12 protein-coding genes are annotated in these 25,722 nt (G+C 72.7%); all 12 read left to right on the top strand.

Features of this window, described 5'->3' with window-relative positions; all coding sequences use genetic code 11:
• Positions 1 to 11 precede the first annotated feature (11 nt).
• The 12 genes from ACTMS2_RS14970 to ACTMS2_RS14915 all read left to right on the top strand — a co-directional run bounded on the left by ACTMS2_RS14970 (position 12) and on the right by ACTMS2_RS14915 (position 25,710).
• A complete protein-coding gene (locus ACTMS2_RS14970) occupies positions 12 to 2,732 on the top strand; it encodes an amino acid adenylation domain-containing protein (RefSeq protein ID WP_441175896.1) in 2,721 nt (906 codons plus the stop codon).
• Complete coding sequence (locus ACTMS2_RS14965) at positions 2,729 to 4,003, top strand: MFS transporter (RefSeq protein WP_441175895.1); 1,275 nt, start codon at positions 2,729 to 2,731, stop codon at positions 4,001 to 4,003. The genes ACTMS2_RS14970 and ACTMS2_RS14965 overlap by 4 nt, the downstream gene beginning before the upstream one ends.
• Positions 4,000 to 6,342 (top strand): penicillin acylase family protein, encoded by a 2,343-nt coding sequence (locus ACTMS2_RS14960; RefSeq protein ID WP_441175894.1) that lies wholly within the window; start codon positions 4,000 to 4,002, stop codon positions 6,340 to 6,342. Before ACTMS2_RS14965 ends, ACTMS2_RS14960 begins: the two co-directional genes overlap by 4 nt.
• A gap of 589 nt (positions 6,343 to 6,931) precedes the next feature.
• Complete coding sequence (locus ACTMS2_RS14955) at positions 6,932 to 8,476, top strand: condensation domain-containing protein (RefSeq protein ID WP_441175893.1); 1,545 nt, start codon at positions 6,932 to 6,934, stop codon at positions 8,474 to 8,476.
• Positions 8,476 to 10,284, top strand: coding sequence for an amino acid adenylation domain-containing protein (locus tag ACTMS2_RS14950; protein ID WP_441175892.1), 1,809 nt, complete (start codon positions 8,476 to 8,478; stop codon positions 10,282 to 10,284). Before ACTMS2_RS14955 ends, ACTMS2_RS14950 begins: the two co-directional genes overlap by 1 nt.
• Positions 10,281 to 14,768 (top strand): type I polyketide synthase, encoded by a 4,488-nt coding sequence (locus ACTMS2_RS14945; RefSeq protein WP_441175891.1) that lies wholly within the window; start codon positions 10,281 to 10,283, stop codon positions 14,766 to 14,768. Before ACTMS2_RS14950 ends, ACTMS2_RS14945 begins: the two co-directional genes overlap by 4 nt.
• Positions 14,761 to 15,999, top strand: coding sequence for a MupA/Atu3671 family FMN-dependent luciferase-like monooxygenase (locus tag ACTMS2_RS14940; RefSeq protein ID WP_441175890.1), 1,239 nt, complete (start codon positions 14,761 to 14,763; stop codon positions 15,997 to 15,999). The genes ACTMS2_RS14945 and ACTMS2_RS14940 overlap by 8 nt, the downstream gene beginning before the upstream one ends.
• Positions 15,996 to 20,054, top strand: a complete 4,059-nt coding sequence (locus ACTMS2_RS14935; protein WP_441175889.1) for a non-ribosomal peptide synthetase — start codon at positions 15,996 to 15,998, stop codon at positions 20,052 to 20,054. The genes ACTMS2_RS14940 and ACTMS2_RS14935 overlap by 4 nt, the downstream gene beginning before the upstream one ends.
• Positions 20,051 to 21,301 carry an MFS transporter gene (locus ACTMS2_RS14930; protein ID WP_441175888.1) on the top strand — a complete coding sequence of 417 codons (1,251 nt, stop codon included), beginning with the start codon at positions 20,051 to 20,053 and terminating at the stop codon, positions 21,299 to 21,301. The genes ACTMS2_RS14935 and ACTMS2_RS14930 overlap by 4 nt, the downstream gene beginning before the upstream one ends.
• On the top strand, positions 21,298 to 23,610 hold the full coding sequence (locus ACTMS2_RS14925; protein WP_441175887.1) for a non-ribosomal peptide synthetase: 2,313 nt from the start codon (positions 21,298 to 21,300) through the stop codon (positions 23,608 to 23,610). Before ACTMS2_RS14930 ends, ACTMS2_RS14925 begins: the two co-directional genes overlap by 4 nt.
• Positions 23,603 to 24,892, top strand: coding sequence for an ATP-grasp domain-containing protein (locus ACTMS2_RS14920; protein ID WP_441175886.1), 1,290 nt, complete (start codon positions 23,603 to 23,605; stop codon positions 24,890 to 24,892). The genes ACTMS2_RS14925 and ACTMS2_RS14920 overlap by 8 nt, the downstream gene beginning before the upstream one ends.
• Positions 24,874 to 25,710 (top strand): thioesterase II family protein, encoded by an 837-nt coding sequence (locus ACTMS2_RS14915; protein ID WP_441175885.1) that lies wholly within the window; start codon positions 24,874 to 24,876, stop codon positions 25,708 to 25,710. The genes ACTMS2_RS14920 and ACTMS2_RS14915 overlap by 19 nt, the downstream gene beginning before the upstream one ends.
• Positions 25,711 to 25,722: the final 12 nt, after the last annotated feature.

Genomic DNA, 25,722 nt, shown 5'->3' with positions numbered 1-25,722 from the left:
GAGAACCGCTCATGACGTCGACCGATCGCGCGCTACGGCTGCGTCGGCGGCTCGCCGGACGCCACGACGTGTCCGTACCGGCGCTCGGCCGGGCCGGCACCGCGACGGTCACCGCCGACAACCTGGTCGCCGCCTTCGACGAGGTCGCCGCTCGGCACCCCGACCGGGCCGCCGTCCGCTGCGACCGGCAGGCCCTGACGTACCGGGAGCTGGCCACCGCCTCCCGGGCCCTGGCCGGCCGGATCGCGACGGTCGCGCCACCCGGCCAGCCGGTCGGCGTGCTGCTGCCGCGCTCGGCACGGATGATCGTGGCGGCGCTGGCGGTGCTCCGGACGGGTGCCGCGTACCTGCCGCTCGACCCGGAGGCGCCCGCCGTCCGTACCGGCATGATCGTCGGTGACGCGGCGCCGTCCCTAGTGATCACCACGGGTACGCTGGCCGGCTCCCTGCCCGCGACGGTCGCGGCGGTCCTGCTCGACGCGTCGGACAGTGGCGAGGAACAGCCGGACCCGCCCGCCGCACCGGTCCGCCCGATCGCGCCCACCGATCGGGCGTACGTCATCCACACCTCGGGCACGACCGGCCGCCCCAAGGGAATCGAGGTCTCCCACGCCAACGTCCTGCGCCTGATCGGCACCACGCAGCCACTGTTCGGGTTCGGGCCAGCAGACGTGTGGACCATGGCGCACTCGTTCGCCTTCGACTTCTCGGTGTGGGAGATGTGGGGGGCGCTGCTCACCGGCGGGTGTGTGGTCGTCGTCGAGGGCGAGGTCATGCGGGACCCGGTCGCCCTGCGGCGCCTGCTGCGGGCGGAGCGGGTCACGATGCTCAGCCAGACGCCCACCGCCTTCAGTTCGCTGGCGGCCCAGGAGGACGAGTACGACGACCGGCTGCCGCTGCGGTGGGTGGTCTTCGGCGGTGAGGCGCTCCGGTTCGGGGACCTGCGGCCATGGGTCGCCAAGTACGGCGACACCGCGCCCGACCTGGTCAACATGTACGGGATCACCGAGACCACCGTCCACGCCTCGTACCGCCGGATCCTCGCCTCCGACGTCGCCAGCACGACCAGCCTGATCGGTGCCCCACTTCCCGACCTCGACTTCCTGTTGTGGGACGAGGACGATCAGCCGGTCGCCGACGGTCAGATCGGGCAGATCATCGTCACGGGTGCGGGCGTGGCCCTCGGATACCTGGGACAACCGGAACTCACCGCGCAGCGGTTCATCACCGTCACCGACGCGCAGGGCCGGCCCGTAGGCGGATACCGCTCCGGGGACCTCGCCCGGCGGACGCCTTCCGGCGAGTACGAGTACCACGGGCGCAACGACGACCAGGTCAAGGTCCGCGGCTACCGCCTGGAGTTGGGGGAGGTGCACGCCGCCCTGGTCGCCCTGCCCGGTGTGCGGCAGGCCGCGGTGGTGCCGCACACCGCACCCGGCACGGGAACCCGGCTGGTGGCGTACGTCGTCGGCGGCGGCGACGCCGGTCCGGCGCAGCTGCGCTCCTCGATGGAGGGTCGGCTTCCGGCGTATGCCGTTCCGTCCGCGTTCATCCTCGTCGACGCGCTACCGCGAACCGCCAACGGCAAACTCGACCGGGCAGCCCTGCCCGACCCGGGCCCCGTCCTGACGCCACATGTGCCCGCAGGCGTCGACGACGTCACGCGGTCCCTGCTGGCGATCCTGGCGGAGCTGCTGCCCGGCACCGAGGTCGAAGCGGACACCGACTTCTTCCGGCAGGGCGGCAACTCCCTGCTGGCGACCCGCCTGCTGGCCGCCGTACGCCGACAGTTCGGTGTCGTCGTCCCGCTGCGCGACTTCCTGAGGGCGCCGACGGTACGAGCGGTGGCGGGCGCGGTCCGTCGGGCCCGGCCGGCCGGACGGAATGCGGCGTCCCGCCGCCCGGTCGACCTGATGCCGCTGGGGGACTCCATGGCGGGCCGGGCGCCCGTGGTGGCGCTGCCCGGCGTCTTCGGGATCGGCGCCTCGATGGCGCGGCTGTCGACGCACGTCCGGGGCCGCCCGTTCTCCGCCCTGCACACCCGCGACCTCCTCCGCGCGCGGGACGGCACGCCGTCCGCCGCCGTCGCCGCGCAGGCCTGCCTGACCGAGCTGCTGCCCGTCGCCGATCCCGGGGTCCACCTCGTCGGACATTCCCTGGGCGGAGCGATGGCGCTGCACCTCGCCCACGCGCTGCGGGCGGCCGGCCGCCAGGTACGGAGCATCACCCTGCTCGACGCGCCGAGCCCACGATGTCTCCACCAGCGCCTTTCCGAGGATCACCGGAGTCGGCTGGTCGCCTTCCTCTCCGACGTCGCCCTCGCGTTTCCCGAGCACACCCGCCGGTGGCGCGAGCTCTCCCCGCAGTCCGCGGCCGGGTTGGCCGACGCGGAACTCCTGAGCTGGGCCACCTCCACCGCGGCGCCCGCGCTGGCTGCCACGATCGGCGGGCTCGCCCGCGCCTTCGCGGACTACCGGACGATGGGACGGATCATGGCGGAGCCCGCGCCTGCCCTGGCCGTGCCCGCACTGCTGCTGGTGGCGGGCCTGGAGAGGTCCGACGACGATGACGGGCACACCGAGGGCTGGCACCTGGTGCTGCCGAACCTGACCGAGACGGTGGTGGCCACCAGCCACGAGGGCATGCTGCGTGACCCCGGAGCGGCTACCGTCGCCGAGGCAATGACCGAGTTCCAGCGCCAGCAGGACAAGACGGAAGGAAACCCGAGTTGACCCGGGAACCGGCTGCGAGCGCAGCGTTCCGCCCACCGCGACTGGCCAGGATCCTCGTCGGCGGTTCCGGCGTGATGAGCCTGGCCAACGGCGTGACGATTCCCTTCCTCGCCATCTACCTCCGCAACGAACTCGGCCTGTCCGTCTCGACGGTCGGCCTGGTCATCGGCTCCTCCGTCCTCTTCGGCATCTCCGGTGGGTTCCTCGGCGGCGCGCTCTCCGACATCGTGGGACGCCGCCGGGTCCTGCTCTCCTGCCTGCTGGTGGTGATCGGCAGCTTCGTCGGGTTCTTCTTCGCGCGCGACGCCGTGACGGCGTTCGTCTTCAACTCGTCCATGGCGTTCGCCACCAGTGCCTTCAGCCCGGTCGCGAAGGTACTCATCAGCGACCTGCTCCCCGTTGCGCTGCGGGTGAAGTGGTTCTCCTACCAGTACCTCGCGATCAACGCCGGCTACGCCGTCGGTCCGCTGATCGGCGTGGCCCTCGGGTTCACCGGCGCCCGGATCTCCTTCCCCGCCGCCGCCGTCGTGTACCTGGTCTACCTCGCCGTCCTCTGGGCGGCCACGCGGCAACTGCCACGACCGTCCCTCGGGGACGCCGGGCTGGCGACGCTCGGCCGCAGCACGGGCGCCATCGTCCGCGGACTGGGCGAATCGGCCCGGGCCGTGATGTCGGACCGCCGCCTGCTCCTCCTGCTCATCGGCGCGATCCTGTTGGAGACGGTGCACAGCAGGATCTCGGTGCTGCTCGCCCAGAACTTCGTCATCGACTTCGCCGACAGCGCCCGGGTGCTCGCCGCAGTCATGACCACCAACGCGGTGGCGGTGATCATCCTCCAGCTCTTCGCCGCCGGTTACGTGCAGCGCTACAACCCGCTGAACGCCATCACCCTCGGCGGGATCCTCACCTTCGTCGGGATGGCCGGCTTCGCGATCTCCGAGCAGATGTGGCACTACATCCTGGCGATGGTGGTGTTCACCGTCGCCGAGACCCTGATCGTGCCGTCGGAGTTCGCGCTCGTCGACCGCATCGCGCCCGAGGACCGGCGCGGAGCCTACTTCGGCGCACAGACCTTCGCGCAGGTCGGCGGGTTCACCGGACCGTTCCTCGGCAGTCTCGTCCTCGCGTCCTTCGGCGGGCCGGTCATGTTCCTCGCCATCGGCTCCCTGGCGATGGTGAGCGTCGCGATCTACCTGCTGGTCGGCCGGCGCATCCCTGACCTGAATCGCCACGACACTCTCCCGGAGACGGAGACCGAAAAGGCGTCATGAGAGCCGCGGCGGGCATCCTGCGCCTGGTCGCCTGGCCGAGCAGTCGTGCGCTCCGGCGCACCCGGGTGCTTTCTCTGGCGGCCCTGCACGGGACCGTCGACATCGACCGCGACGGACGCGGCATCCCGTGGATCCGTGCGCGCGACGAGCGCGATCTCTACGTCGGCGTCGGGGTTGCGATGGCGTACGACCGGCTGTGGCAGATGGACGTCCTGCGCCGGCGGGCGACCGGACGACTGGCGGAGGTGTTCGGCCCTCGCGCCGCCGGTTCGGACGTGCTCGCCCGTACGCTCGCCTTCGAGCGGGCCGCCCGCCAGAGCGAGGCGCTGCTCTCAGCGCCTGCCCGCGCCAACCTCGCGGCCTTCGCCCACGGGGTCGACACCGCGGTGCGCCGGATGCGCCGCCGCGGGCAGCTCCCGCCCGACTTCCACCTGGTGAGGTACCGGCCGGGCCCGTGGTCGGTCAGCGACTCGCTGGCCATCGTCAAGCAGCTCGGCTTCCATCTGGGCCGCAACCTGCAGCAGGAGATCTTCCGCAGCCGGCTGCTGGCGGAGCGACCGGACCTCGTCCGCAGCTTCCTGGCGCCGAAGTACCCGCCCGGCGGCAGCGTCACCATCGGGTCCGACGCCCCGGCAGGGCCGGCGGCACGGCGCGGCGACACCGCGCTGCTGTCCGCGGCCGGCGCCGCCCACCTGGGCGACCTCTTCGCGGGCCGGCAGGGGAGCGGTTCGAACGCGTGGGCGGTGTCTGCGGCCAGGTCCGCCACCGGCTTCGCCGCGCTGGCCAACGACCCGCACATCCTGTTCACCCAGCCGAGCCTCTGGTATCAGCTGGGTCTGGACCTCGACGGCGAACGCGCGTACGGCGTGACGGTGCCGGGCGTGCCCGGACTGGTGATCGGCGCCAACCCGGATCTCGCCTGGGGGGTGACGAACTCCACCATCGACACCCAGGACCTGGCCGTGGGGGAGCGGGCGGACCCGCCGGGAGAGTCACGGTGGTCGCAGACCAGCGTCGTGCGGGTGCGCGGCGGAAACGAGATCTCCGTGACCGCCGCAGGCGGGCCGGGATACGTCGACCTGCCGGGCCCACGCGGTGCGGAGGCGGACCCGGTGGCCCTCTACTGGAGTGGCCTGCACCCGTCCACCGAGGCCGAGAGCTGCCAGCGCATGTGGCGGGCGCGCGACTACCCGGCGTTCCGCGAAACCCTGCGGGGTTTCGGCGTGCCCGTGCTCAACCTCGTCGTCGCGACCCGTGACGGTGCGGTCGCGCTGCGGACGGCCGGGATCGTGCCCCGCCGCGACCGTCAGGAGGGCCTCGCCCCGGCCGGCGCGGCCGAAGTGGCCGCTCGCTGGACCACCACGCTCGCGTTCGACGAGCTGCCGGAGGTCGTCGATCCGCCAGCGGGCTACGTGGTCAGCGCCAACCACCAGATCCTGCCCGACGGAGTCGCCCCGCACCTGGGCAGCGACTGGGGCGGACCGTACCGGGCCGACCGGATCGGGGAGCTGTTGACGGCGATGCCGACGGCCCGTCCGGACGACTTCGCCGCGTGGCAGATGGACCTGCGCAACGGCCGGGCACAGCGCATCCTGCCCACCTTGCTCAAGGCGCTCGACGAGAATCCACCCGAGTCGCCGCTGGCCCGGTTCAGCCATCAGTCGCTGGCCACCTGGGACGGCAGGGACGACGCCGATCAGGCCGCACCTCTGGTCTTCGGGGCGCTGGCCCGGGTGCTGACCGGGCGCTGGATCACCAGCCGGCTCGGTGCAGCCGTCGCAGACGCCATGACCGATGTCACCCTTCAGGTGGATCACCTGGTGATGGACGCGGACGCCCGCCGGCGGCTCGGCGAGACGGAGGAACTGCCGGTCGTCGTCGCCGACGCCCTCACCGAGGCGGCGCGTCGACTCGCCGACAGATTCGGCGACGACCCCACCGGCTGGTGCTACGGCAGGTTGAACCGGATCGCGGACCAGCATCCCCTGGCCGCGGTGTCGGACACGCTGCGTTCGCTGTACGGATCGCCCCCGACCCCGGTGGGCGGTGGCGGGCAGAGCGTCTGTCTGATGTATCCCGACCGCGACGGCCAGGTGGTCGAGGGCGCGCCGTGGCGCTTCGTCGTCGAGTTCGGCCCCGCCGGCAGCACCCGCATCCGCGACGTGCTCCGCCACGGCAGCTCGGGCAATCCCCTCTCGCCCCACTACGGGGACCAGACGCCGGCGCACGCCGAGGGGCGGCTGTACGAGGTACGCCTCGACAGCCTGCCGGAGGTGCGCAGACGCCTGACCCTGGCGCCCCGGACGGCGGGGCGGTCGGATCGCGCACGTCGAGGGTGATGTCGCGGCGCACGAGCTCACGGACCGGCGGTGCAGCCGGGGCGGGGTCGTGGTGCAATCCGCCACGGGCCTTGGACGCGATGGTCGCCCACGCCGAGCGACGGGTACGACGCGACCAACGTGGACCGCGACCGCGATGATCGTGCTGGGTGTGGTCGTACGCTGGGTGATCGTGCTCATCGCCGGCCCGGCTCGCGGTCCGGGGAGCCGGGTCGCGGTGTGACACATTTCATAATGTTCTTAATTCGTGGATTCCCCGGGCGGCGTGGGGAGTGCGCGGGTCCCTTCCCGCGTCAGCGGAAGGGCCACAGAGGGTAGTCGCGGGGTAGCCCATCGCCCGGCCCCGGACCTCCGGCGATGCCCTGGTGGCTGCGGCTGTCCCCATGTGGCCAGTCAGCGGAACGGCGCGGAAGGGTCACGCTGTGTCGCAACGGCGGAAGCGGTCGTCCGGGCGGCATGCCCCCAGATTCCACCGTCGGATTAATACATGTAACTGGTTGATCAAGTTGAGGCGGTGTGTAAGTGTTCCTCCTGGTGGGCGACGGGGGGAGGCCGCGTGTCTGATCCATGCCTGGAAGTTTCCGACTATGTGCTCGAGGAGCTCGAGGACATAGTCGGCGGAAACACCACAGGAGCGATCTCCGCGGGCGTCACGGGTGACGTCAACGCCGTCTTCGGGATCGAGTTGACCGAGTGTGAAATCGCCACCGCGGACTCCCTGGTTGCCCTCGGCGTTCTCGTGCAGACGGCGCTCGTCAGCCGTTCCGTCGCCGGAACGGCTGACGACGAGCCCCGGCCCGATCGCCCGGCCGATGAGGAGGTGCCGCTGTCCGGCGCTCAGCGGCGCATCTGGTTCATGCAGCAGTTCTCCCCGTCCTCAACCGTCTACAACGTGCCGACCAGGTTGGAACTGACGGGCCCACTCGTCGTCGAGGCTCTGCACGCGGCGCTTACCGACCTCCTTGCCCGGCATGAGATCCTGCGGACCTACTACCCGGCGCGCTCGGGTGTGCCGTCCGTCGCGGTCCGGCCGGCGGGGCCCGCTGACGTGTCGCGGGTCGACGCGTCCACGGAAGCCGAGGTGGACCGGCTGGCCGAAGCGCAGGCGCGGATCCCGTTCCGGCTGGAGCGGGACCTGCCCGTCCGGTTCGTGCTGGTCCGCCGCGCGCCCGACCGACACATCCTGATCAGCACGTTCCAGCACATCGCCGTGGACGGCCTGACACTCGATCTGCTCAGCCGGGAACTGGGCGCCCTGTACAGCCGGTACGCCGGCCCGGGCCCGGCTCCGACCCCGCCGGCCGCCCGCCAGTACGCGGAGTTCGCTCGCGCCGATGCGGCGGCGGCCATCTCCGAGGCCCGGCGGAGGGCTGTCGCCGAGCGGGCCGCGCAGCTGAGCGGGATGCCGTTCCCGCTGGAACTGCCCACCGACTTCCCGCGGCCCCGGTCTCCCCGGTTCCAGGGTGACGCGGTGGCCGTGGCGCTCGACGAGAGCCTGACAGCGGGAGTGCTCGGCCTGGCCAGGCAGCAGCGGGTGACGCCGTTCGCGGTGCTGCTCGCGGCCCTCGCGGTCGTGCTGCGCCGGGCCGCCGGACGTCCGGATGTCGTCGTCGGGACGCCCGCCGCCGGGCGTCTGCTTCCGGAGTGCCACGACGTCGTGGGCTGTTTCATCAACATGGTGCCGGTGGCGGTCACGGTGCCGGACGGCAGCACCGGCGCCGGGGTGATCGCCGGCGCGGCGGAGTCGGCGTGGCGTGCCCTGGAGCGGCAGGACGTGCCGTTCGAGGACCTGATGCGCACGCTCACCCGCCGCAACGTGCAGCCGCTCACCGTCATGTTGTCGTACCAGGTCAGCGGTCCGCCGGTCCGCTTCGCGGGGCTGGCCGACACCACGCTCACGGTGAGCCGGCCCGCGGGGACGGCCAAGTACGACTTGAGCTTGTACGCCGTCGCCACCGGCCCCGCGATGCGGCTCGAGCTGGAGTACGACACCGACCTGTACACCGCGGAGACGGCGACCGCGATCCTGGGTGCCTTCCGCGCCCAACTGAAGGCGTTCGTGGCGGACCCGGCGGCGGCCGTGGACCTCCACGGGCCGAGTGGATTCGACAAGTCCGAACGTGTGGAGTTCTGATGACGCGGCTGGAGCCGGGCCTACGGGCCTGCGTCCATGAGCTGTTCTCCCGGCAGGTGCACGCTCGGCCGGACGCCGTCGCGGTCACCCGGGACGGCCACGACATGACCTACCGCGACCTGGACCGGCGGGCCAACGGCCTGGCCCACCGGCTGCGCCGGTTCGGCGTCGGGCCGGATGTGCCGGTCGCCGTCTGTGTCGAACGGTCGGCCGAGGCGGTCGTCGCGCTGCTCGGCGTGCTCAAGGCGGGCGGGGCGTACGTGCCGCTCGATCCTGAGCACCCGGACGAGCGGCTGGCCTTCATCTGCGGCGACTCGGGCGCGACCCTGCTGGTCACCGACCAGCGGGAGCGGACGTTCGGGATCGCGCGATCGATCCTGCTCGACAGCTCCGACGAGGAGACCTCGGGCGAGGACACGCAGCCGCCGCCGGTGGAGGTCCGGCCGGAGCACCTCGCGTACATCATCTACACCAGCGGGTCGACCGGCACGCCGAAGGGCGTCATGGTCGAACACCGCAACCTGGTGGCGCTGTTGGGTAGCACCAGCGCCCGGTTCGACTTCCGACCGGACGACGTGTGGACCCTCTTCGCGTCGCTCGCCTTCGACGTCTCGGTGTGGGAGATGTGGGGCGCGCTGCTGCACGGCGCCCGGCTGGTCGTCGTGCCGAACGAGGTGCGGCGGTCGCCGGCGGCCTTCCACGCCCTGCTGGCCCGGGAGGGCGTCACGGTGGTCAACCTGACACCCGCCGCGTTCCGCCAGCTGTCCCGCTACGACGAGGACGCCGCGCCGGCGCCGGTCCGTACCCTGCGCTGGCTGATCTTCGCCGGCGAGTCGCTCACCCCGGGCATGGTCGGCGCCTGGATGCGGCGGCACGGTGACGAACAGCCGGCGCTGGTCAACATGTACGGCATCACCGAGACCACGGTGCACAGCACGTGGCGGCGGATCACCCTGGCGGACCTCGCCGAGCCGGAGGCCAGCCTGATCGGCCGGCCGTTGGAGAACTGGACGGCCGTCCTCCTCGGCCCGCAGGGGGAGAGTGTCGCGCCGGGTGAGCCGGGCGAGCTCCACGTCGGCGGTGCCGGAGTGGCACGCGGTTACGTCGGCCGGCCCGACCTCACCACGGCCAGATTCGTGGACGGCCCGGACGGCGCGCGGCTCTACCGCTCGGGTGACGGCTGTCTGCTGCGGCCGGACGGGGAACTGCAATACCTGGGCCGGCTCGACCACCAGGTGAAGCTGCGGGGCTACCGGATCGAACTGGGGGAGATCGAGGCCGGGCTGCGCGGGCATCCCGCGGTGCACGAGGCCGTGGTGATCCTCGATCCGGACGGGGCGGCCGAACCCCGGCTGGTCGCCTACCTGGTTCCCACGGGCGCGGAGGCGCCCGCGCCGCCGGACCTGCGGGCCCACCTGAGCCGCACGCTTCCGGAGTACATGCTGCCGGCGCTGTACATGGTGCTGGACCGTCTGCCGCTGACCCCGAACGGAAAGATCGACGTCGCCGCGCTGCCCGCCGCGAGCGCGGAACGTCCGGAACTGTCCACACCGCTGGTCGCCCCGTCGTCACTGGCGCAGCAGCGGCTCGCCGAGATCTTCGCCGAGGTCCTCGGCCTGGACCGGGTGGGCCTGGACGACGACTTCTTCGAGTTGGGAGGGCATTCGATGCTTGCCGTACAGGTGGCCGCCTTGGCCCAGGAACGCTGGGAGATGCCTGTCTCGCTGCGGACGATATTCGACGCGCCGACGGTGCGGTTGCTGGCCGCGGAGGCGGACGCCGCGCCGGTGCTGGAGGCGCGGGCATGATCCCGGACAACGCCGTCGCCGTCATCGGCATGAGCGGCCGCTTCCCCGGAGCTCCGGACGTCGAGGCGTTCTGGCGGCTGATCGTCGACGGCGGTGTCGCCGCGACCCGGTTCACCCGTGACGAGTTGCTCGCCGCGGGCGTTCCCGCGCACGAGATCGATGCCGACGGACACGTTCCGGTGGGCTATCCGCTGGACGGGTGGGCCGAGTTCGACGCCTCGTTCTTCGGCTACTCGCCCGCCGAGGCGGCGATGATGGACCCGCAGCACCGGCTGGCCCTGCAGACCTGCTGGCAGGCGCTGGAACGGGCCGGATATCCGCCGCGCGGCACGCGGGAGCCGATCGGGGTGTTCCTGAGCGCTTCGTCCAGCGCCTATCTGGAGCAGCGGATGCCGCCGCGGGACGCCGCCGAGCGGGGCTCTGACGAGCTGCAACGGGTGATCGGCACCGACCCGGGGATGCTGGCGCTGCGGGTGTCGTACAAGCTGAACCTCACCGGTCCCAGCCTGACCGTCCAGACGGCCTGTTCCTCGTCCCTGGTCGCCGTGCACCTCGCGGTGCAGAGCCTGCTCACCCGCGAGTGCGACACCGCTCTCGCCGGCGGTGCGGCGATCCGGTCGCTGGACCCGCGCGGCTACCGGTACGAGGAGGGTTCGATCCTGTCCCCGGACGGGTCGTGCCGTCCGTTCGACGCCGAGGCCGGCGGCACCGTCTCCGGCGACGGCGTCGGCGTCGTGGTGCTCAAGCGGCTCGAGGACGCGCTCGCCGCCGGGGACCACATCGATGCGCTGATCATCGGCTCGGCCGTGAACAACGACGGCAGCACGAAGATCGGATTCACCGCGCCTTCGAGCGCGGGACAGGCCGCGGCGATCGACGAGGCGCTGGCCGTCGCCGCCGTGACCCCGGCCGACGTGCAGTACGTCGAGGCACACGGCACCGGGACGCCGCTCGGCGATCCGATCGAGGTGCGTGGGCTGACCGAGGTGTTCGCCCGTACCCCGCGTGCCGAGGCGTGCCTGCTCGGCAGCGTCAAGTCGAACATCGGCCACCTGGACGCCGCGGCCGGCATCGCCGGCCTGATCAAGACGGTGCTGGCGATGCGGTACGGCATCGTCCCGGGCACGGCCCACTTCCGGGAATCCAGCTCGCAGCTCAAGCTCGACCCGGCGCTGTTCCGTGTCCGCGGCGAGAGTTCGGGGTGGCCGTCCCCGCCGGCCGGGGCGCCGCGCCGGGCCGGGGTCAGCGCCTTCGGCGTCGGCGGCACGAACGCCCACGTGGTGCTCCAGGCGGCGCCCGCGCGCGCGGAAGCCGCCGACGACGGCGCCGGGAGGCGGGTGCTGCCGTTGTCCGGGCGTACCGCCGAGGGTCTGCTCACCACCGCCGGCAAGGTGGCGGCCGTGCTCGCCGGTCCGCATCCGGTCTCGCTCGCCGACGTGGCCCACACGCTCCAGCGGCGGCGCCGCCCGCTGACGGCTCGCACCTCCGTGGTGGCCCGTGACCTCGACGAGGCGATCAGCGCCCTGAACGCGCTCACCCCGCAGGACGTGGACACCGTCGGCGCCGACGACGACCAGCCGCCTGGCGTGGTCCTGATGTTCCCGGGCCAGGGCAGCCAGTACGCCGGGATGGGTGCCGACCTCTATCGCGACGAGCCGGCGTTCCGGCGGGCGATGGACGAGTGCGCCGAGGCCTTTCGGCCGCATCTGCGCTTCGATGTGCGCGAGGTCGCCTTCGGCGACGACGAGGAGCTGCTCGGGCAGACCGAGTACACCCAGCCCACGGTCTTCAGCGTGGGATACGCGACGGGCTGGCTGCTGCTCGACGCCGGGATCGAACCCGCCGCGATGATCGGGCACAGTCTCGGTGAGTACGTCGCGGCCTGCCTGGCCGGGGTGTTCAGCCTGCCGGACGCGGCCCGGATCGTCGCCGCCCGTGGTGCCCTGGTCCAACGGGCCACCCCCGGCCGGATGATCTCGGTGGCGCTCGGCCCGGAGGAACTCGCCACGGTGGTCCGGGACCACGGCACGATCGCCGCCGTGAACGGCCCCGAGCTGTGCGTACTGGCCGGCACCGACGACCAGATCGCCGCCGCCGAGCGGCTGCTCGCCGAACGGGACGTGCCGGTCCGCCCACTGGCGACGTCCCACGCCTTCCACACCACGCTGATGGACCCGATCCTGGCCGAGTTCGCCGCGGTCGTCGCCGACGTCACCCGCACCGCGCCGCGACGTCCGTTCGCCTCCAACGTGACCGGTCGCCTGATCACCGCCGAGCAGGCCACCTCCCCGGACTACTGGGTCGCGCATCTGCGCCAGCCGGTCCGGTTCGGGGACGGCCTGTCCGGGCTGCTCGGCACCGGCGACGACCGGCGCGTACTGGTGGAGGCCGGCCCCGGGTCGGCGCTGACCGCGATGGCCCGGCTGACCGGAACGACCGCGGCCCTGGTGCCGTTGCTCGCGCGACGCGACCGGCCGCCGTCGCCGCTCGCCGCGGTGTGGCGGGCCGGCGTGGAGATCGACTGGGCTGCCCAGGGTTGCGCGGGCCGGGTGGTTCCGCTGCCCGGCCTGGAGTTCGACCGCCAGGAACACGCGCTGCCGCGCCGTGATCCCGCCGACGGACGGACCGACGAGCCGGCCGAGCCGCTGCGTTGGACGTACGCGCCGGTGTGGCATCGCGGCGGCCGGGTGGCCGCCGACCCGGCGGGGACGCCGGAGACCTGGCTGGTGATCGAGGACGAGGTCGGGCTCGCACACCGCATCGGTGTGCTGTTGCGGGCGGCCGGGCACGAGGTCGAGTCCGTCACGGCGTCCGCCCTGACGGATCCGCAGGAGGCACAGCGGCTGGTGCAGGGGCTGGCCGCCGAGGGTCGGCTGCCGAGCCGGGTGCTGCACGCCGGGGCGATCCTCGGCGCCGACGCGGGCGATGCGATCGGCTCCTTCGACCTCGTGCAGGGTCGCGGCCTGCTCGGCCTGGTCGGGCTGGCGCAGGCGCTCAACGAACTGGGCCACCTGGACGGGCTCGGCGTCGTCGTGCTGACCGACCGGTTGCAGGAGGTCGCCGGGTCCGTTCCGGTCCGCCCCGAGCGGGCCACCGTCCTCGGGGCGGTGACGGTGCTGCCGCAGGAGTTCACCGGCCTGCGCTGCCGCGGCGTCGACGTGGAACTGCCGCCGCCCGGTGCGGAGGCCCGGTGGGCCGAACTGGCCACCACGCTGACCGGCGAACTGCTGGCCGCGGTGCCCGACGACCTGTTCGTCGCCTACCGTGACGGCTTCCGGTGGCGCCGGGCGTTCGCTCCCGTCGAGCTGGCCGGCGGCGTGGCGGTGTGGCGTCCGGACGGCGGCTACCTGCTGCTGGGCGCCGACACCGAGACCGGGCTGATGGTGGCCGAGGAACTGATCGCCCGCGGGGCGCGGGTGGTCGGCGTGACCGAGCCGGCCGCACCCCCGCAGGACCGGCGGGCTCGGCTCACCGACCTGCAGGAGCGGGCCCGGGGGCAGCTGACGCTGCTCACCGCCGATCTGCTGGACGCGGTGCAGGTCACCGCCGTGATCCAGGAGGCGCTGGTCCGGCTGGGCCGGCTGGACGGCGTGTTCCACCTGCTCGACCACCGGGCCTCCGGCATGGTCGCGATGAAATCGGCGACCGACATCATGGCCACCCTGAACGCCCGGGTGCGCACCACGTTGCTGCTGGGCGCGGCCCTGGACCAGATGACCGGCGACGGCTTCGACGGTTTCCTGCTGCTCGGCTCCTCCATCACGGGCGTGGTCGGCGGGTTCGGGCAGCTCGAGAACTGCGCGGTGGCGGCCTTCCTGGAGGCCTACGCCCACACGCACGACGTGCCTGGGCGTACCGTCACCGCCCTGCACTGGGGACAGTGGAGCTGGGACGACTGGTTCGAACAGCAGATGGCGGGTCTGCCGGAGATCCGGGCCGACTACGAGCGGCAGCGCCGCCGGTACGGCATTCCGGTCGCCGAAGGGCTGGAGCGCACCGAGGCCGCGCTGGCCGGTGGGCTGCCGTCGGTGCTCGTCTCCACCCGCGATCTGCGGGACGTGCTCAGCGAGCAACTGCAGCTGACCGCCGCAGGGTTCGCCTCGGCGGTCGTGGCACCCGGCGAGGCGGCCGATCCAGGCTGGGACCCCGCCCGGCTGTGGCCGGACGACGAGGTGGCTCAGCAGGTCGCAACCGTTTGGCGGGAGGTGCTCGGCGTCACTCTCGACGAGCCGGACACCGACTTCTACACCGTCGGCGGCAACTCGCTCTTCGCCATCCAGGTGGTCGCCCGGCTCCGGCAGATCTTCGGCCCGCTGCCGATGAGCGTGATCTTCGAGGCGCCGTCCGTGGCGGGTCTGGCCGCCGCAATCCGTGCCCATCAGACCCGAGCACTGGCCGACGAGGAGATAGCGAGCATGCTCGACGAGGTCGAAGCCATGTCACCCGAGGAACTCGAAGCGCTGCTGGCGAGCGACCATGGCTGAGGCCACGGCGTCCCGCGACGAGCTCCAGCGGCGACTCGCCACCCTGACCCCGCAGCAGCGTGCGGCATTCGAGCGTCGCCGCCGTGAGCGGGCGGCCGCCGCCGGACCGGTCCCGGCCGTCCCGCAGGCGAGCGGCCCGGCCGCCCCCCGCCGCCGGCGACGCCCGGGCAGCACGATGGACTTCAGCGTCTTCTTCTTCTCCGGGGACGGGTCCAGCGTCGAGGAGAACCGCTACGACCTGTTGCTGGAGTGCGCCCGGATAGCCGACCGGGAGGGATTCGCCGGCATCTGGGTGCCGGAGCGGCACTTCGTCGACTTCGGCGGTCTCTACCCGAACCCGTCGGTGATCGCGGCGGCGCTCGCCGTCGCCACCGAACGGATCCAGATCCGTGCCGGCAGCGTCGCGCTGCCGCTGCACCACCCGGCCCGGATCGCCGAGGAATGGTCGGTGGTGGACAACCTCTCCCACGGCCGGGTGGCGATCTCGGCGGCCTCCGGGTGGCATCCGGACGACTTCGTCCTCGCCCCCGGCGACGGCGCCCAGGTCTACCAGGACCGCAAGAACGTGATGTTCAGCCGGCTGGAGACGGTGCAGCGACTGTGGGCCGGTGAGACCGTCGAGATGCCCGGCATCACCGGCACACCGACCGCCGTGCGCACCCTGCCGCGCCCGATCCAGCCGCGGCTACCGGTGTGGGTCTCCTCGCAGGGCAGCATCGACACGTTCGTGCAAGCCGGCCGGGTCGGCGCGAATCTGCTCACCGGACTGGTCGCGCAGCAGCCGGAGCAGGTCAAGGCGAAGATCGCCGCCTACCGGCAGGCACGCGCCGACGCCGGACACGACCCGGACGCCGGCGTGGTCACCGCGATGGTGCACACCTTCCTCGGCTCGGATCTCGACGAGGTACGCGAGATCGTCCGCCGCCCGCTGATCGACTACCTCGGCACGTTCCTGCGCCAGCAGGACAGCACCGGCAGCGGGTACGCGCTGCTGTCCGAAGCCGAGCGTGAGGTGATGCTGTCGGCCACCTTCGACCGGTACTTCGACCATCTGGCACTGCTCGGGACGCCGGACACCGGTGAGAGCTTCGTCGAGGACCTGATCGACCTGGACATCGACGAGGTGGCCTGCCTCGTGGACTTCGGTGTGGCGCCCGACCTGGTGATCGAGGGACTGACCCACCTGACCGAGTTGAAGAACCGCTACCAGGGGACCCGGGGTGTCGCATGACCGAGCTCGCACAACGGCTGGCGCAGCTGACTCCGGCACAACGGGCGGTGCTCGACCGCCGGTTGCGGGAGAAGGGTGCGCGGGCGCCCGAGGTGCCGCCGGTCACCCGCCGTAGGGACATCGGCGGCCACGCGCTCACCGTCGACCAGGAGCGGATCTGGCTGATCCACCAGTTCGACCCGGACGACCCGGCGTACAACATCTTCTTCGCCGCGCGTCTCACCGGGCGGCTGGATCTCGACGCGTTACGCCGGGCGGTCGGCGACTTCGTCGCCCGGCACGAGCCGCTGCGGACCACGTTCGTGGCAGTGGACGGGCGGCCCCGGGCGGTCGTGCACGAGCAGGTTCCGGTCGATGTGGTGGTGACCGACCTGCGGCACGTGCCGCGGGACGAGCGGGAGGCGGTGGCGCAGCGGCTCGCGCTCGACGAGATCCGTACGCCGTTCGACCTGACGGTGTGCCCGCTGATGCGGATCCGCCTGCTGCGGATCGCCGACGACGAACACATGCTGCTCGGCACCGTCGACCATCTGATCTGGGACCGGGCCTCGCTCACCGTGTTCAACGCCGAGTTCCCGGAGTTGTACAACGCGCACGCCACCGGGCGCGCGCACACGTTGCGACCGGTGGAGCTGCACTACGGCGACTACGCCGAATGGCAGCCCGGCTGGCTGAGCCGGGAGGTGGCGACCCGGCACCTGCCGTACTGGAGGGAACAGCTCGCCGGGGCCGCGCCGGCGTTGGAGCTGCCCACCGACCGGCCGCGCCCGCCGGTGCAGACCTTCCACGGCGCGCGTCACCAGTTCCGCCTCACGCCGGAACTCACCGCGGCGATCCGGGAGCTGGCCCGCGCGGAGAACGTGACCGTGAACGTCGTCCTGCTGGCCGCCTGGCAGCTGCTGCTGCACCGGCTGTCCGGCCAGGAGGACGTCGTGGTCGGCACCACCTCGTCGACCCGGGGGCGGCCGGAGACCGAGTCGATGATCGGCTACTTCCTCACCATGCTGCCGCTGCGTGTGCGGGTGCGCCCGGAGATGAGCTTCCGGGAGCTGCTCGGCGAGGCCCGGACGGCCGTGCTGGGTGGGTTCGACCATCACGATGTGCCGTTCGGGGTGCTGCTGGACGCACTCGACGTGCAACGCGACCCGAGCCGGAACCCGGTCTACCAGTCGACGTTCATCTACGTCGACTTCGTGCACGAGGAACGCGTGCCGCTGCACGGACTGCGCACCGAGACGGTCATGCTGGACAACCTCACCGCGAAGGACGACATCACCCTCGGCTTCTTCGACGATCGTTCGCTCGGCGACGACCACTTCTACGGCCTGCTGGAGTACAACACCGACCTGTTCGACGCCGAAACGGTGGAGCGGATCGGCGAGCAGGTCGTCCAGCTGCTGGAGCAGCTCGTCGTGGACCCGGGGCGCACCGTCGCCGACTACCAGCTGATGGACGCCGAGCAGGTGCACCAGGTGGTGGTGGAGTGGAACGCGACGGCGGCCGAGCGGGACCCCGACGCCACGGTCGACCGGCTCGTCCGCGAACGGGCGCTGCGCACACCGGACGCGGTCGCGGTCCGGTGCGGTACGCAACAGTGGACGTACCAGCAGCTGATCGATCGTGCGGCGGTGATCGCGCGGCGGCTGCGGCTGCTCGGGGTCGGCCCGGAGGTCGTGGTCGGCGTCGGACTGGAGCGCTCCTGCGACCTGGTGGCGGCGCTTCTCGGCGTCCTCTGGGCGGGCGGCGCGTACCTTCCGCTCGATCCGTCGCACCCACGCGAGCGGCTGGCCGGCATCGTCGAGCGCTCCGACGCGCGCGTCGTGATCACCACGGCGGAGCACAGCGACGGTGTGCCGGCGCCCGAGGTGCTCCTCCTGGACGACCTGCCGCAGCGGGAGACGGAGCAGGAGCCGTCCGCGTCGGGTGACGGCCGACGGCTGGCGTACGTGATGTACACGTCCGGTTCGACCGGCACGCCGAAGGGCGTGGAGATCACCCACGGCAACTTGATCAACGTACTGCTCGACCTCAACGACCGGGTCGGCGTGGAAGCCGGCGAGGTGCTGGCCGCGGTCACCCCGGTCACCTTCGACATCGCAGGTTTCGAACTGTTCGGGCCGCTGCTGGCCGGAGCCACCGTCACGGTGCTGCCACGGGCGGACACCCGCGAGGGCGGTCGGCTGGCGCGGGCGCTGGCCGAGTGCGGCGCCACCGTGATGCAGGCGACGCCGACGACCTGGCGGCTGCTGCTCGACGCCGGCTGGCGCAACCCGGCCGGCCTGCGGATGCTGGTCGGCGGCGAGGCGCTGCCGCCCACCCTGGCCGCCGAGATGGGTTCGCTACCCGGTCGCGCCTGGAACGTGTACGGGCCCACCGAGACCACGATCTGGTCGACCATCTGGCCCATCCCGGCCGAAGGCGGGCCGGTGTCGATCGGCCGGCCGCTGGCGAACACCCAGGTCTACGTGCTGGACGCGGATCGCCGGCCGGTGCCGGTCGGCGTACCCGGCGACCTCTACATCGGCGGGGCGGGCGTGGCCCGCGGCTACCGCGGCGCCCCGGAACTGACCGCGCAGCGGTTCCTCCCCGACCCGTTCCGCACGGGCGGCATGCTCTACCGGACCGGCGACCGGGCCCGGTGGCAGCGCGACGGCACGCTGATCTTCCTGGGCCGTGACGACAACCAGGTGAAGCTGCGCGGACACCGGATCGAACTGGGCGAGATCGAGTCGGCGCTGGAGCGGCATCCCGGCGTACGACGCGCCGTGGTGATCGTTCGCGAGGACCGTGTCGGCGACGCGCGGCTGGTCGGTTACGTCGAGCCGGCCGGCGAGGACCTCCCCACCGCGCCCGAGCTGATCGCGGACCTGCGCGGAACCCTGCCGGACTACATGATCCCCGCCGCGGTCGTCGTGCTCGACACGCTGCCGATGACGGCCAACGGCAAACTGGACCGCACGTCGCTGCCCGCGCCGTCGATCGACCGCGCCGCGGCCAGCTACGCCGCGCCACGCAATCCGTTGGAGCTGCGGATCGCCCGGATCTGGGAGGACGTGCTCGATGTCCGGCCGGTCGGCGTCCACGACCGGTTCTTCGACCTGGGCGGGCACTCGCTGCTGGTGCTGCGGCTGATGGCCGAGCTGGAGGCGGCGTTCGGCGTGACCCTGCCGATGGCGGCGATCTTCCAGGGCGCGACCGTCGAGCAGTTCGCCCGCATGGTGCGGGACGGCTTCCGTCCGGAGGGCGACGTGCACGCGATCCGGCTGCGGGCCGGCGCGGACACCGAGACACCCATCTTCTTCGTGCATCCGGCGGGCAGCGAGGTGGTCTGCTACATGCCGTTCACCGAGCTCGTCGAGCCGGCCGAGCGACCGCTGTACGCCCTGGCGTCGCCCGAGCCGGTCGACGGCCGGTTCCCGTACGAGACGTTCGAACAGCGCGCGGCCGCATTCGCCGGGTTGGTCCGCGAGCTTCAGCCGTCCGGCCCGTACGAGCTGGTGGGCTGGTGTTATGGCGGTTCCAACGCCTATGCCGTGGCCGCCGAGCTGGAACGTGCCGGTGAGACCGCGTCGGTGGTGCTGATCGACGCCCACCCGCCGGCCCCGGTGGACGTCGAACCGGACCGCGCCGAGATCGTCGCGGCGATCGCCGCCAATCTGCGCTGGGACCACCAGGACGACACGGCTGTCGACGACCTGCGCGCGATGAGCGACGACGAGCACATCGACCACCTGCTGCGCATCGCCCGTGCGGCGAACTACCTGCCGGCCGACAGCGGGCGGGCGCAGATGGCGTCGGTCGTCGAGATGTGGCTGGCGAACCTCCGCCTGCTGTGGAGGTACGAACCGCCGCCGCTGCGCGGCCCGGTGACACTGGTCCGGGCGGAGGCCGAGGAGCTCGTGCCGTTCCGCGCGTGGCAGTCGCTCGCGGCGGGGCGGTTCCGGGAGGTCGAGGCGCCCGGAAACCATTACACGGTGGTGCGGTGGCCCCACGTCAGAGTGGTGGCACAGGTCGTGAGCGATGCCCGTAACCGGGCGCTAGGGGACGAGTCGTGAGAGAACTGCTGCGGGACAGGGTCTACATTCGCTACTGGCTGGCGGTGGTCACCTCCTTCCTGGGAGACGGCATCGCCAAGGTCACCGTGATCTTTGTGGCGGCGGACCTGACCGACTCGCCGGCGCTGTTCATCGCCGCCATCGTCATCGCGCAGCTGTTGCCGTCCGGGGTCCTCGGCACGTTCATCGGCCCGCTGGTGGACCGGATGTCGCCGCGCGTGCTGCTGGTCGGCGCGGACCTCGCCCGCGTGGTGATCGTCCTGGCGATGATCTTCGCGGTGGACTCGGCATGGCTCCTCGTGGTGCTGATCTTCCTGGAAGGGCTGGGCAAGGCGGTGTTCGAGACCGCCCGGATGGCCGCCATCCCCAAGGTCGTCGGCAAGCACAGCATCCCGGTCGCCATCGCACTGTTCCAGAGCACCGTGCAGGCGCTGAACCTGGCCGGCCCGCTGCTCGGCGGCTTCCTGATCCTGGTCGCCGGGGTCAAGCTGGCGTTCGTGGTCAACGCGGTGACCTTCGTGGTCTCGGCGCTCCTGCTGGGCAGCATCGCGGTGCTCAAGGAGGCCACCGTGACCGCAGCCGGGCCGGGCCAGTACTGGAGTTCGCTGCGGACCGGTGTCACCGGCGTGCTGAGCATCGGGTCGCTGCGCCTGGTGGCGTGGGCGATGGTCCCGGTGATGCTGGCGATCGGGCTGTTCACCACGAACGTCAACACGCAGTTGCTGGCCGGGTTCGACCTGCCCGCCTTCGAATTCGGCCTCGCCCAGGCGATGCTCGGCGGCGGCGCGATCATCGGGGCGTTCCTCGGGCCGGCCCTGGTCCGGCGGCTCCCGCTGACCGGGCTGCTGGCCGGCGCCGTCGCCCTGTTCGCCGTCTCCCTGCTGGTGCTGTGGCCGATCGACGACCGCTGGCCGGGCAGTGGTGTGGCCCTGGTCTGCGCGTGGTGCGCCCTGGTCGGCCTCGGCATGAGCCTGGTGCAGGTGCCGGTGGCGAACATCCTGCTCCGGGACCTTCCCGAGGACCTGCGGGGACGAGGGATCGCCCTGCTCAACGCAGTAATGATCAACTTCTCGATCGTCGGCGTCCTGCTCGGCGGCGTGGTGGCCAACGCCATCGGCGCGGCCGCGTCGATCGTCCTCACCGGTGTCGTCCTGCTGCCGCCGGCCCTGGTGCTGTTGTCCAGGTCGCGCACCGAGAAGAACAACCTCGCTCCGGCTGCCGACACCGAGGCGGGGGTCCCGCGATGAGCGCGGACAACCTCGCCACGCCAGTCGACGCGGAGCTCGGCCTGCCGGACGCGGAGTTGGTCGCCGCCTGGGCGATCGTCCGTGCCGCCGCCCTCCGGCAGCAGGCGCTCACCCTCCCGCTCGACCTGCGTGGGCAGTCGACCGAAGTGGACGTCGACCTGGCCGCCACCCCGACCACCAGCGACCTGATCGCGCACTGCGCGTCCGCGCTGGCGGTACGGCGGCCGGCTGGTCGAGGCCCGGCCGTCGACCCGATCACCCTCGCCGTCACCGAGGCAGGGGCGGAACTGCGGCACCGGTCCGGCGCCGTCGACCCGATGCAGGCCACGCTGCTGGCCGAGCTGGCGGGCCGGGCCGTACGGGAGCTCCACCGCGCGCCGCACAGCCCGCCGTCCGACCTGGACCTGCTCAGCGACGACGACCGGCGCCAGCCGCAACGCTGGCGGCAGGCCGCTCACCAGGTCGTCGACGGGCCGGCGCCCGAGCGCCACCGGGCCGTCAGCGAGCAGGCACGCCGGGACCCCACCCGGCTCGCCGTGATCTGCGGGGAGCAGCGGCTCACCTACGGCGCACTCGACGCCCGGGCGAACAGGCTCGCGCACCTGCTCGCCGACCGGGGCGTCGGCGCCGACGTCCGGGTCGCCCTCTGCCTGCCACCGGGCATCGACCTGGTGGTGAGCATGCTCGCCGTGCTCAAGGCGGGCGGTTGCTACCTACCGGTCGACCCGGGGTTCCCGACCGCCCGGATCGCGTTCCTGCTGGACGACGCCGACGTCGCGGTGGTGCTTGTCGACGACGCGACGCCCGCCGCCGCCACGGCGGGACGGCCGGTCGTCCGGCTCGGCACGGAGCAGGCGCGCGAGCAGTTGGCGGCCTGGCCCGAGACGCCGCCGGCCGACCCGTCCGACACCGGACGGCTGGGCTACATCCTCTACACCTCCGGATCCACCGGCGAACCCAAGGGCGTTGCGGTTCCCGAGGCAGCGGTCGGCAACCTGCTGCGATCGCTCGGCCGGTACGTGACGTTGCGGCCCGGCGACACCGCACTGGCCAGCTCCGCGCCGGTCTTCGACATCTCCACCGTCGAGATCTTCCTGCCTCTGGTGAACGGCGCGCGGGTCGTCGTCGCGACCCGCGACCAGAGTCGCAGCCCGGCCGAGATGGTCCGGCTGATCGACGCGTACGACGTGCGGTTCGTCCAGGCCACGCCGACCGCGTGGCGTCCGCTCACCGACGCCCTGACGGCCGGTGGGCGACGCGAGCGCCTCCAGGCGCTGACCGGCGGCGAGCCGCTGACGGCGGACCTCGCCGCCCGGATGACCGCGGTGGCCGGTCAGGTGATCAACGGGTACGGCCCGACGGAGACCACCATCTACTCCACGTTCGCGCGGATCACCGACCCCGCCGACGTGACGATCGGGGAGCCGGTCGACGACACCACCCTCTACGTGGTCGACGCGCGGGACCGGCTGGTTCCCGCCGGCGTCCCGGGTGAGCTGCTGATCGGCGGCCGCGGTGTGGCCCGCGGCTACCTCAACCGGCCCGAGCTCACCGGCCGGCTGTTCGTCCCGGACACCTGGGGACCGGCCACGCCCGGCGAGACGGTGTACCGGACCGGCGACCTGGTGTGGTGGGCGCCGGACGGCCGGCTGCGGGCGATCGGGCGCATCGACACCCAGCTGAAGGTCCGCGGCCACCGGATCGAACCGCGCGAAGTGGAGGCCCGGCTCGACGCGCACCCGGACGTCACCGCGTGCGCGGTGCGGGCGCGCGAGTTCGGGCCGGACGACACCCGGCTGGTCGCGTTCGTGGTCACCAGGGACGGCCGTCCGCTGTCCCTGGCCGACCTGCGGAGCTGGTGCGCCGACACGCTACCGGAGTACCTCGTCCCGACCGTCTGCCTGACGCTCCCCGAGCTGCCACAAACCGGTAGCGGCAAGCTCGACGAGCGTGCCCTGCCCGACGCCGCGCGGATGCGGGACGGCCTCACCTCCACCCCCGGCGGAGAGCACAGCCGGGTGGAACCGCGTACCGCCGCGGAACGGGCGGTGGCCCGCATCTGGCGGGAGGCGCTGTGGGCGGACGAACTCGGCGTGCACGACGACTTCTTCGAGCTGGGCGGCGACTCGCTGGTGGCCACCCAGGTCACCCTCCGCCTGCAACAGGAGTTCGTGCTCGACGTGCCGATGCGCGCCATCTTCCAACACCCGACGGTGAGCGAGCTCGCCGCCGCGCTGGTTCGGGCGCGCCGCGCCGGCGGATTCGACGTCCCGGCACGCGCCGGAGCCGGGGAGGGGCGCGATGGGTGACCGCGAGACCCTCCTCGTCGTCTACGACCGGGGCAGCCTGGCACCCACCCGGCTGGCTCACGCCGCCGAGGCCAACGACGTGGAGCTGGTTTTCCTGGTCGGCGCCCAGACCCTGGGCGGCGGCGTACGGGACCGGCAGGCCGAGGCGCACACCGAGCTGATGCTGCCGACGCTGCGGATGCTCGGGGAGACGATCGACGCCACCGGTACGGGCGAGGACGAACTGCTCTCCCTGATCAGTGGGCACCGACCAGCCGGCATCGTGACCTTCAGCGAGTTCCAGCTGGAGTCGACCGCCCGGCTCGCCGACCGGCTCGGCCTGGCCCACCACCGGCTCGCCGATCTGCCCGGGATCACCCAGAAGGACGTGCAGCGCCGGCGATTCGCCGAACGGGGGGTCGACGCCGTACGGGTCGCCACGATCACCGGCACCGACCAGGTCGACGCGGCGGTCGCACACGTCGGGCTGCCCGCCGTGGTCAAGCCGGTACGTGGCGCGTCCAGCCGGAACACCGTCGCCGTGCACACCGTGGCGGAGGCGCACACGTTCGTGGCCCGGGCCCTCGCCGGTGACGGACCGGGCCCCCGCGAGTCGGCTCTGATGCTGGAGGAGCTGCTCGTCGGCCGGCCGACGCCCGCGCCCTGGGGTGACTACATCGCGGTGGACTGCGCGGTCTCCGCCGGGCGGGCCGAGGCGATGTTCGTGACCAGCAAGTTCGCGCTGGCCGAGCCGTTCCGGGAGCGGGGCGGCTACGGCGGCCGGTCGTTCGTGGAGGACTCCCTGGTCGCCGAGGTGGAGGCGCTCGCGTGTCGGGCGGTGGAGGCGGTCGGCGTCACCACCGGCATCGCCGACGTCGAGATCAAGCTGACCGGGGCGGGTCCACGGGTGATCGAGGTGAACGGCCGCCTGGGGGCCTGGGTCGACGATCTCGCTGTCCGCTCCGGCTTCGCCGACCCGGCGGACGTCGCTGTCCGCGCGGCGCTGGGCCGCCCGTTCGAGGCCCGCCGGCGGCCCGCGCCGGACAGCCCGATCGCGTTCCACTACCTGCTCGTGCCGCCGGTGCACGCCCGCCGGGTGCGGAGCATCCAGAACGTGTCCGCGCTGCGCCGGGTGCCGCGCGTCGGGCGGGTCTCGGTGCTGACCGCTCCGGGGGAGCCGGCGGACTGGCGGCTCGGCGCGGCGGCGAACGCGGCCGCGGTGACCGGCGCCGCCGGATCCCACGCCGAGCTGGCCGACACCGTCGCCGCACTGGAGGAGGTGCCGTGGATCGCCTACGACTGAGCGGTGGCGACTCCGCGGCGATCGAGCTGCCACCGTCGCGGTGGCTGCGGCCGTGCGCCCCGACCGGAGCTTCCGGTCCCTTGCGCGCGGTGCTGGTCCTGCTGCCCCATGCGGGCGGCGCCGCGCACACCTACAGCGCCTGGGGCCCGGCCCTGCCGGAGGGCGTCACCGCGCTGGCGGTCGAGTACCCGGGCCACGGCACCCGGATGAGCGAGCCGCCCAGCGCCGACCTGGGCAGCGTCGTGACCGAACTCAGCGACCTGCTCGTCGCGGTGCAGGATGCGCTCGACGGCCGTCCGCTCATCCTCGGCGGGCACAGTTTCGGCGCCCTGCTCGCCCACGAGATCGCCGGTGAGCTCCAGAACCGTGGCCGGCCCGTCCCCGACCTGTTCCTCTCCGCGGCGGCGCCGCCGCACCGCCGGGCCGGGCTGCCGGACATCAGCCGATGGGACGACGACGCGCTCGCCGCGGCCCTCGGCGACATCGGCGACCTGCCGCGGGAGATCCTCGCCGACGTCGAGGCCCGCGCCCTGTACCTGCCGATGATCCGACACGACTTCGTGCTCGCGCGGCGGTACGGCCCCGACGCCCGCACCGCCGCCACGGTGGTGCGGACCCGGGCCGTGATCGTCGGCGGTGCGGAGGACGGCCGGTGCCCCGCCGCCGACCTCGCCGCCTGGACCGATCTGATCGACGGCCCGGCACAGGTCACCGTGCTGCCGGGTGGCCACTTCTACTACCGCGACCAGCTCGGTGCGGTCGGCCGGCTCATCGACGGCCTGGTGACCGCGCCGCGACCCGCCACGCCACGCCACTGAAGGAGGGACCCG

This window comes from Micromonospora sp. SD12, from assembly GCF_052068495.1.
Lineage (GTDB): Bacteria > Actinomycetota > Actinomycetes > Mycobacteriales > Micromonosporaceae > Micromonospora > Micromonospora echinofusca.
This window is presented reverse-complemented; position numbering and strand designations above follow the sequence as displayed.

What these genes read in the sequence shown, in the direction of transcription:
- ACTMS2_RS14925 (WP_441175887.1), top strand. Translation starts at nt 21,298, where the DNA reads ATGAGCGCGGACAACCTCGCCACGCCAGTCGACGCGGAGCTCGGCCTG.
- ACTMS2_RS14935 (WP_441175889.1), top strand. Translation starts at nt 15,996, where the DNA reads ATGACCGAGCTCGCACAACGGCTGGCGCAGCTGACTCCGGCACAACGG.
- ACTMS2_RS14945 (WP_441175891.1), top strand. Translation starts at nt 10,281, where the DNA reads ATGATCCCGGACAACGCCGTCGCCGTCATCGGCATGAGCGGCCGCTTC.
- ACTMS2_RS14960 (WP_441175894.1), top strand. Translation starts at nt 4,000, where the DNA reads ATGAGAGCCGCGGCGGGCATCCTGCGCCTGGTCGCCTGGCCGAGCAGT.
- ACTMS2_RS14950 (WP_441175892.1), top strand. Translation starts at nt 8,476, where the DNA reads ATGACGCGGCTGGAGCCGGGCCTACGGGCCTGCGTCCATGAGCTGTTC.
- ACTMS2_RS14920 (WP_441175886.1), top strand. Translation starts at nt 23,603, where the DNA reads ATGGGTGACCGCGAGACCCTCCTCGTCGTCTACGACCGGGGCAGCCTG.
- ACTMS2_RS14970 (WP_441175896.1), top strand. Translation starts at nt 12, where the DNA reads ATGACGTCGACCGATCGCGCGCTACGGCTGCGTCGGCGGCTCGCCGGA.
- ACTMS2_RS14940 (WP_441175890.1), top strand. Translation starts at nt 14,761, where the DNA reads ATGGCTGAGGCCACGGCGTCCCGCGACGAGCTCCAGCGGCGACTCGCC.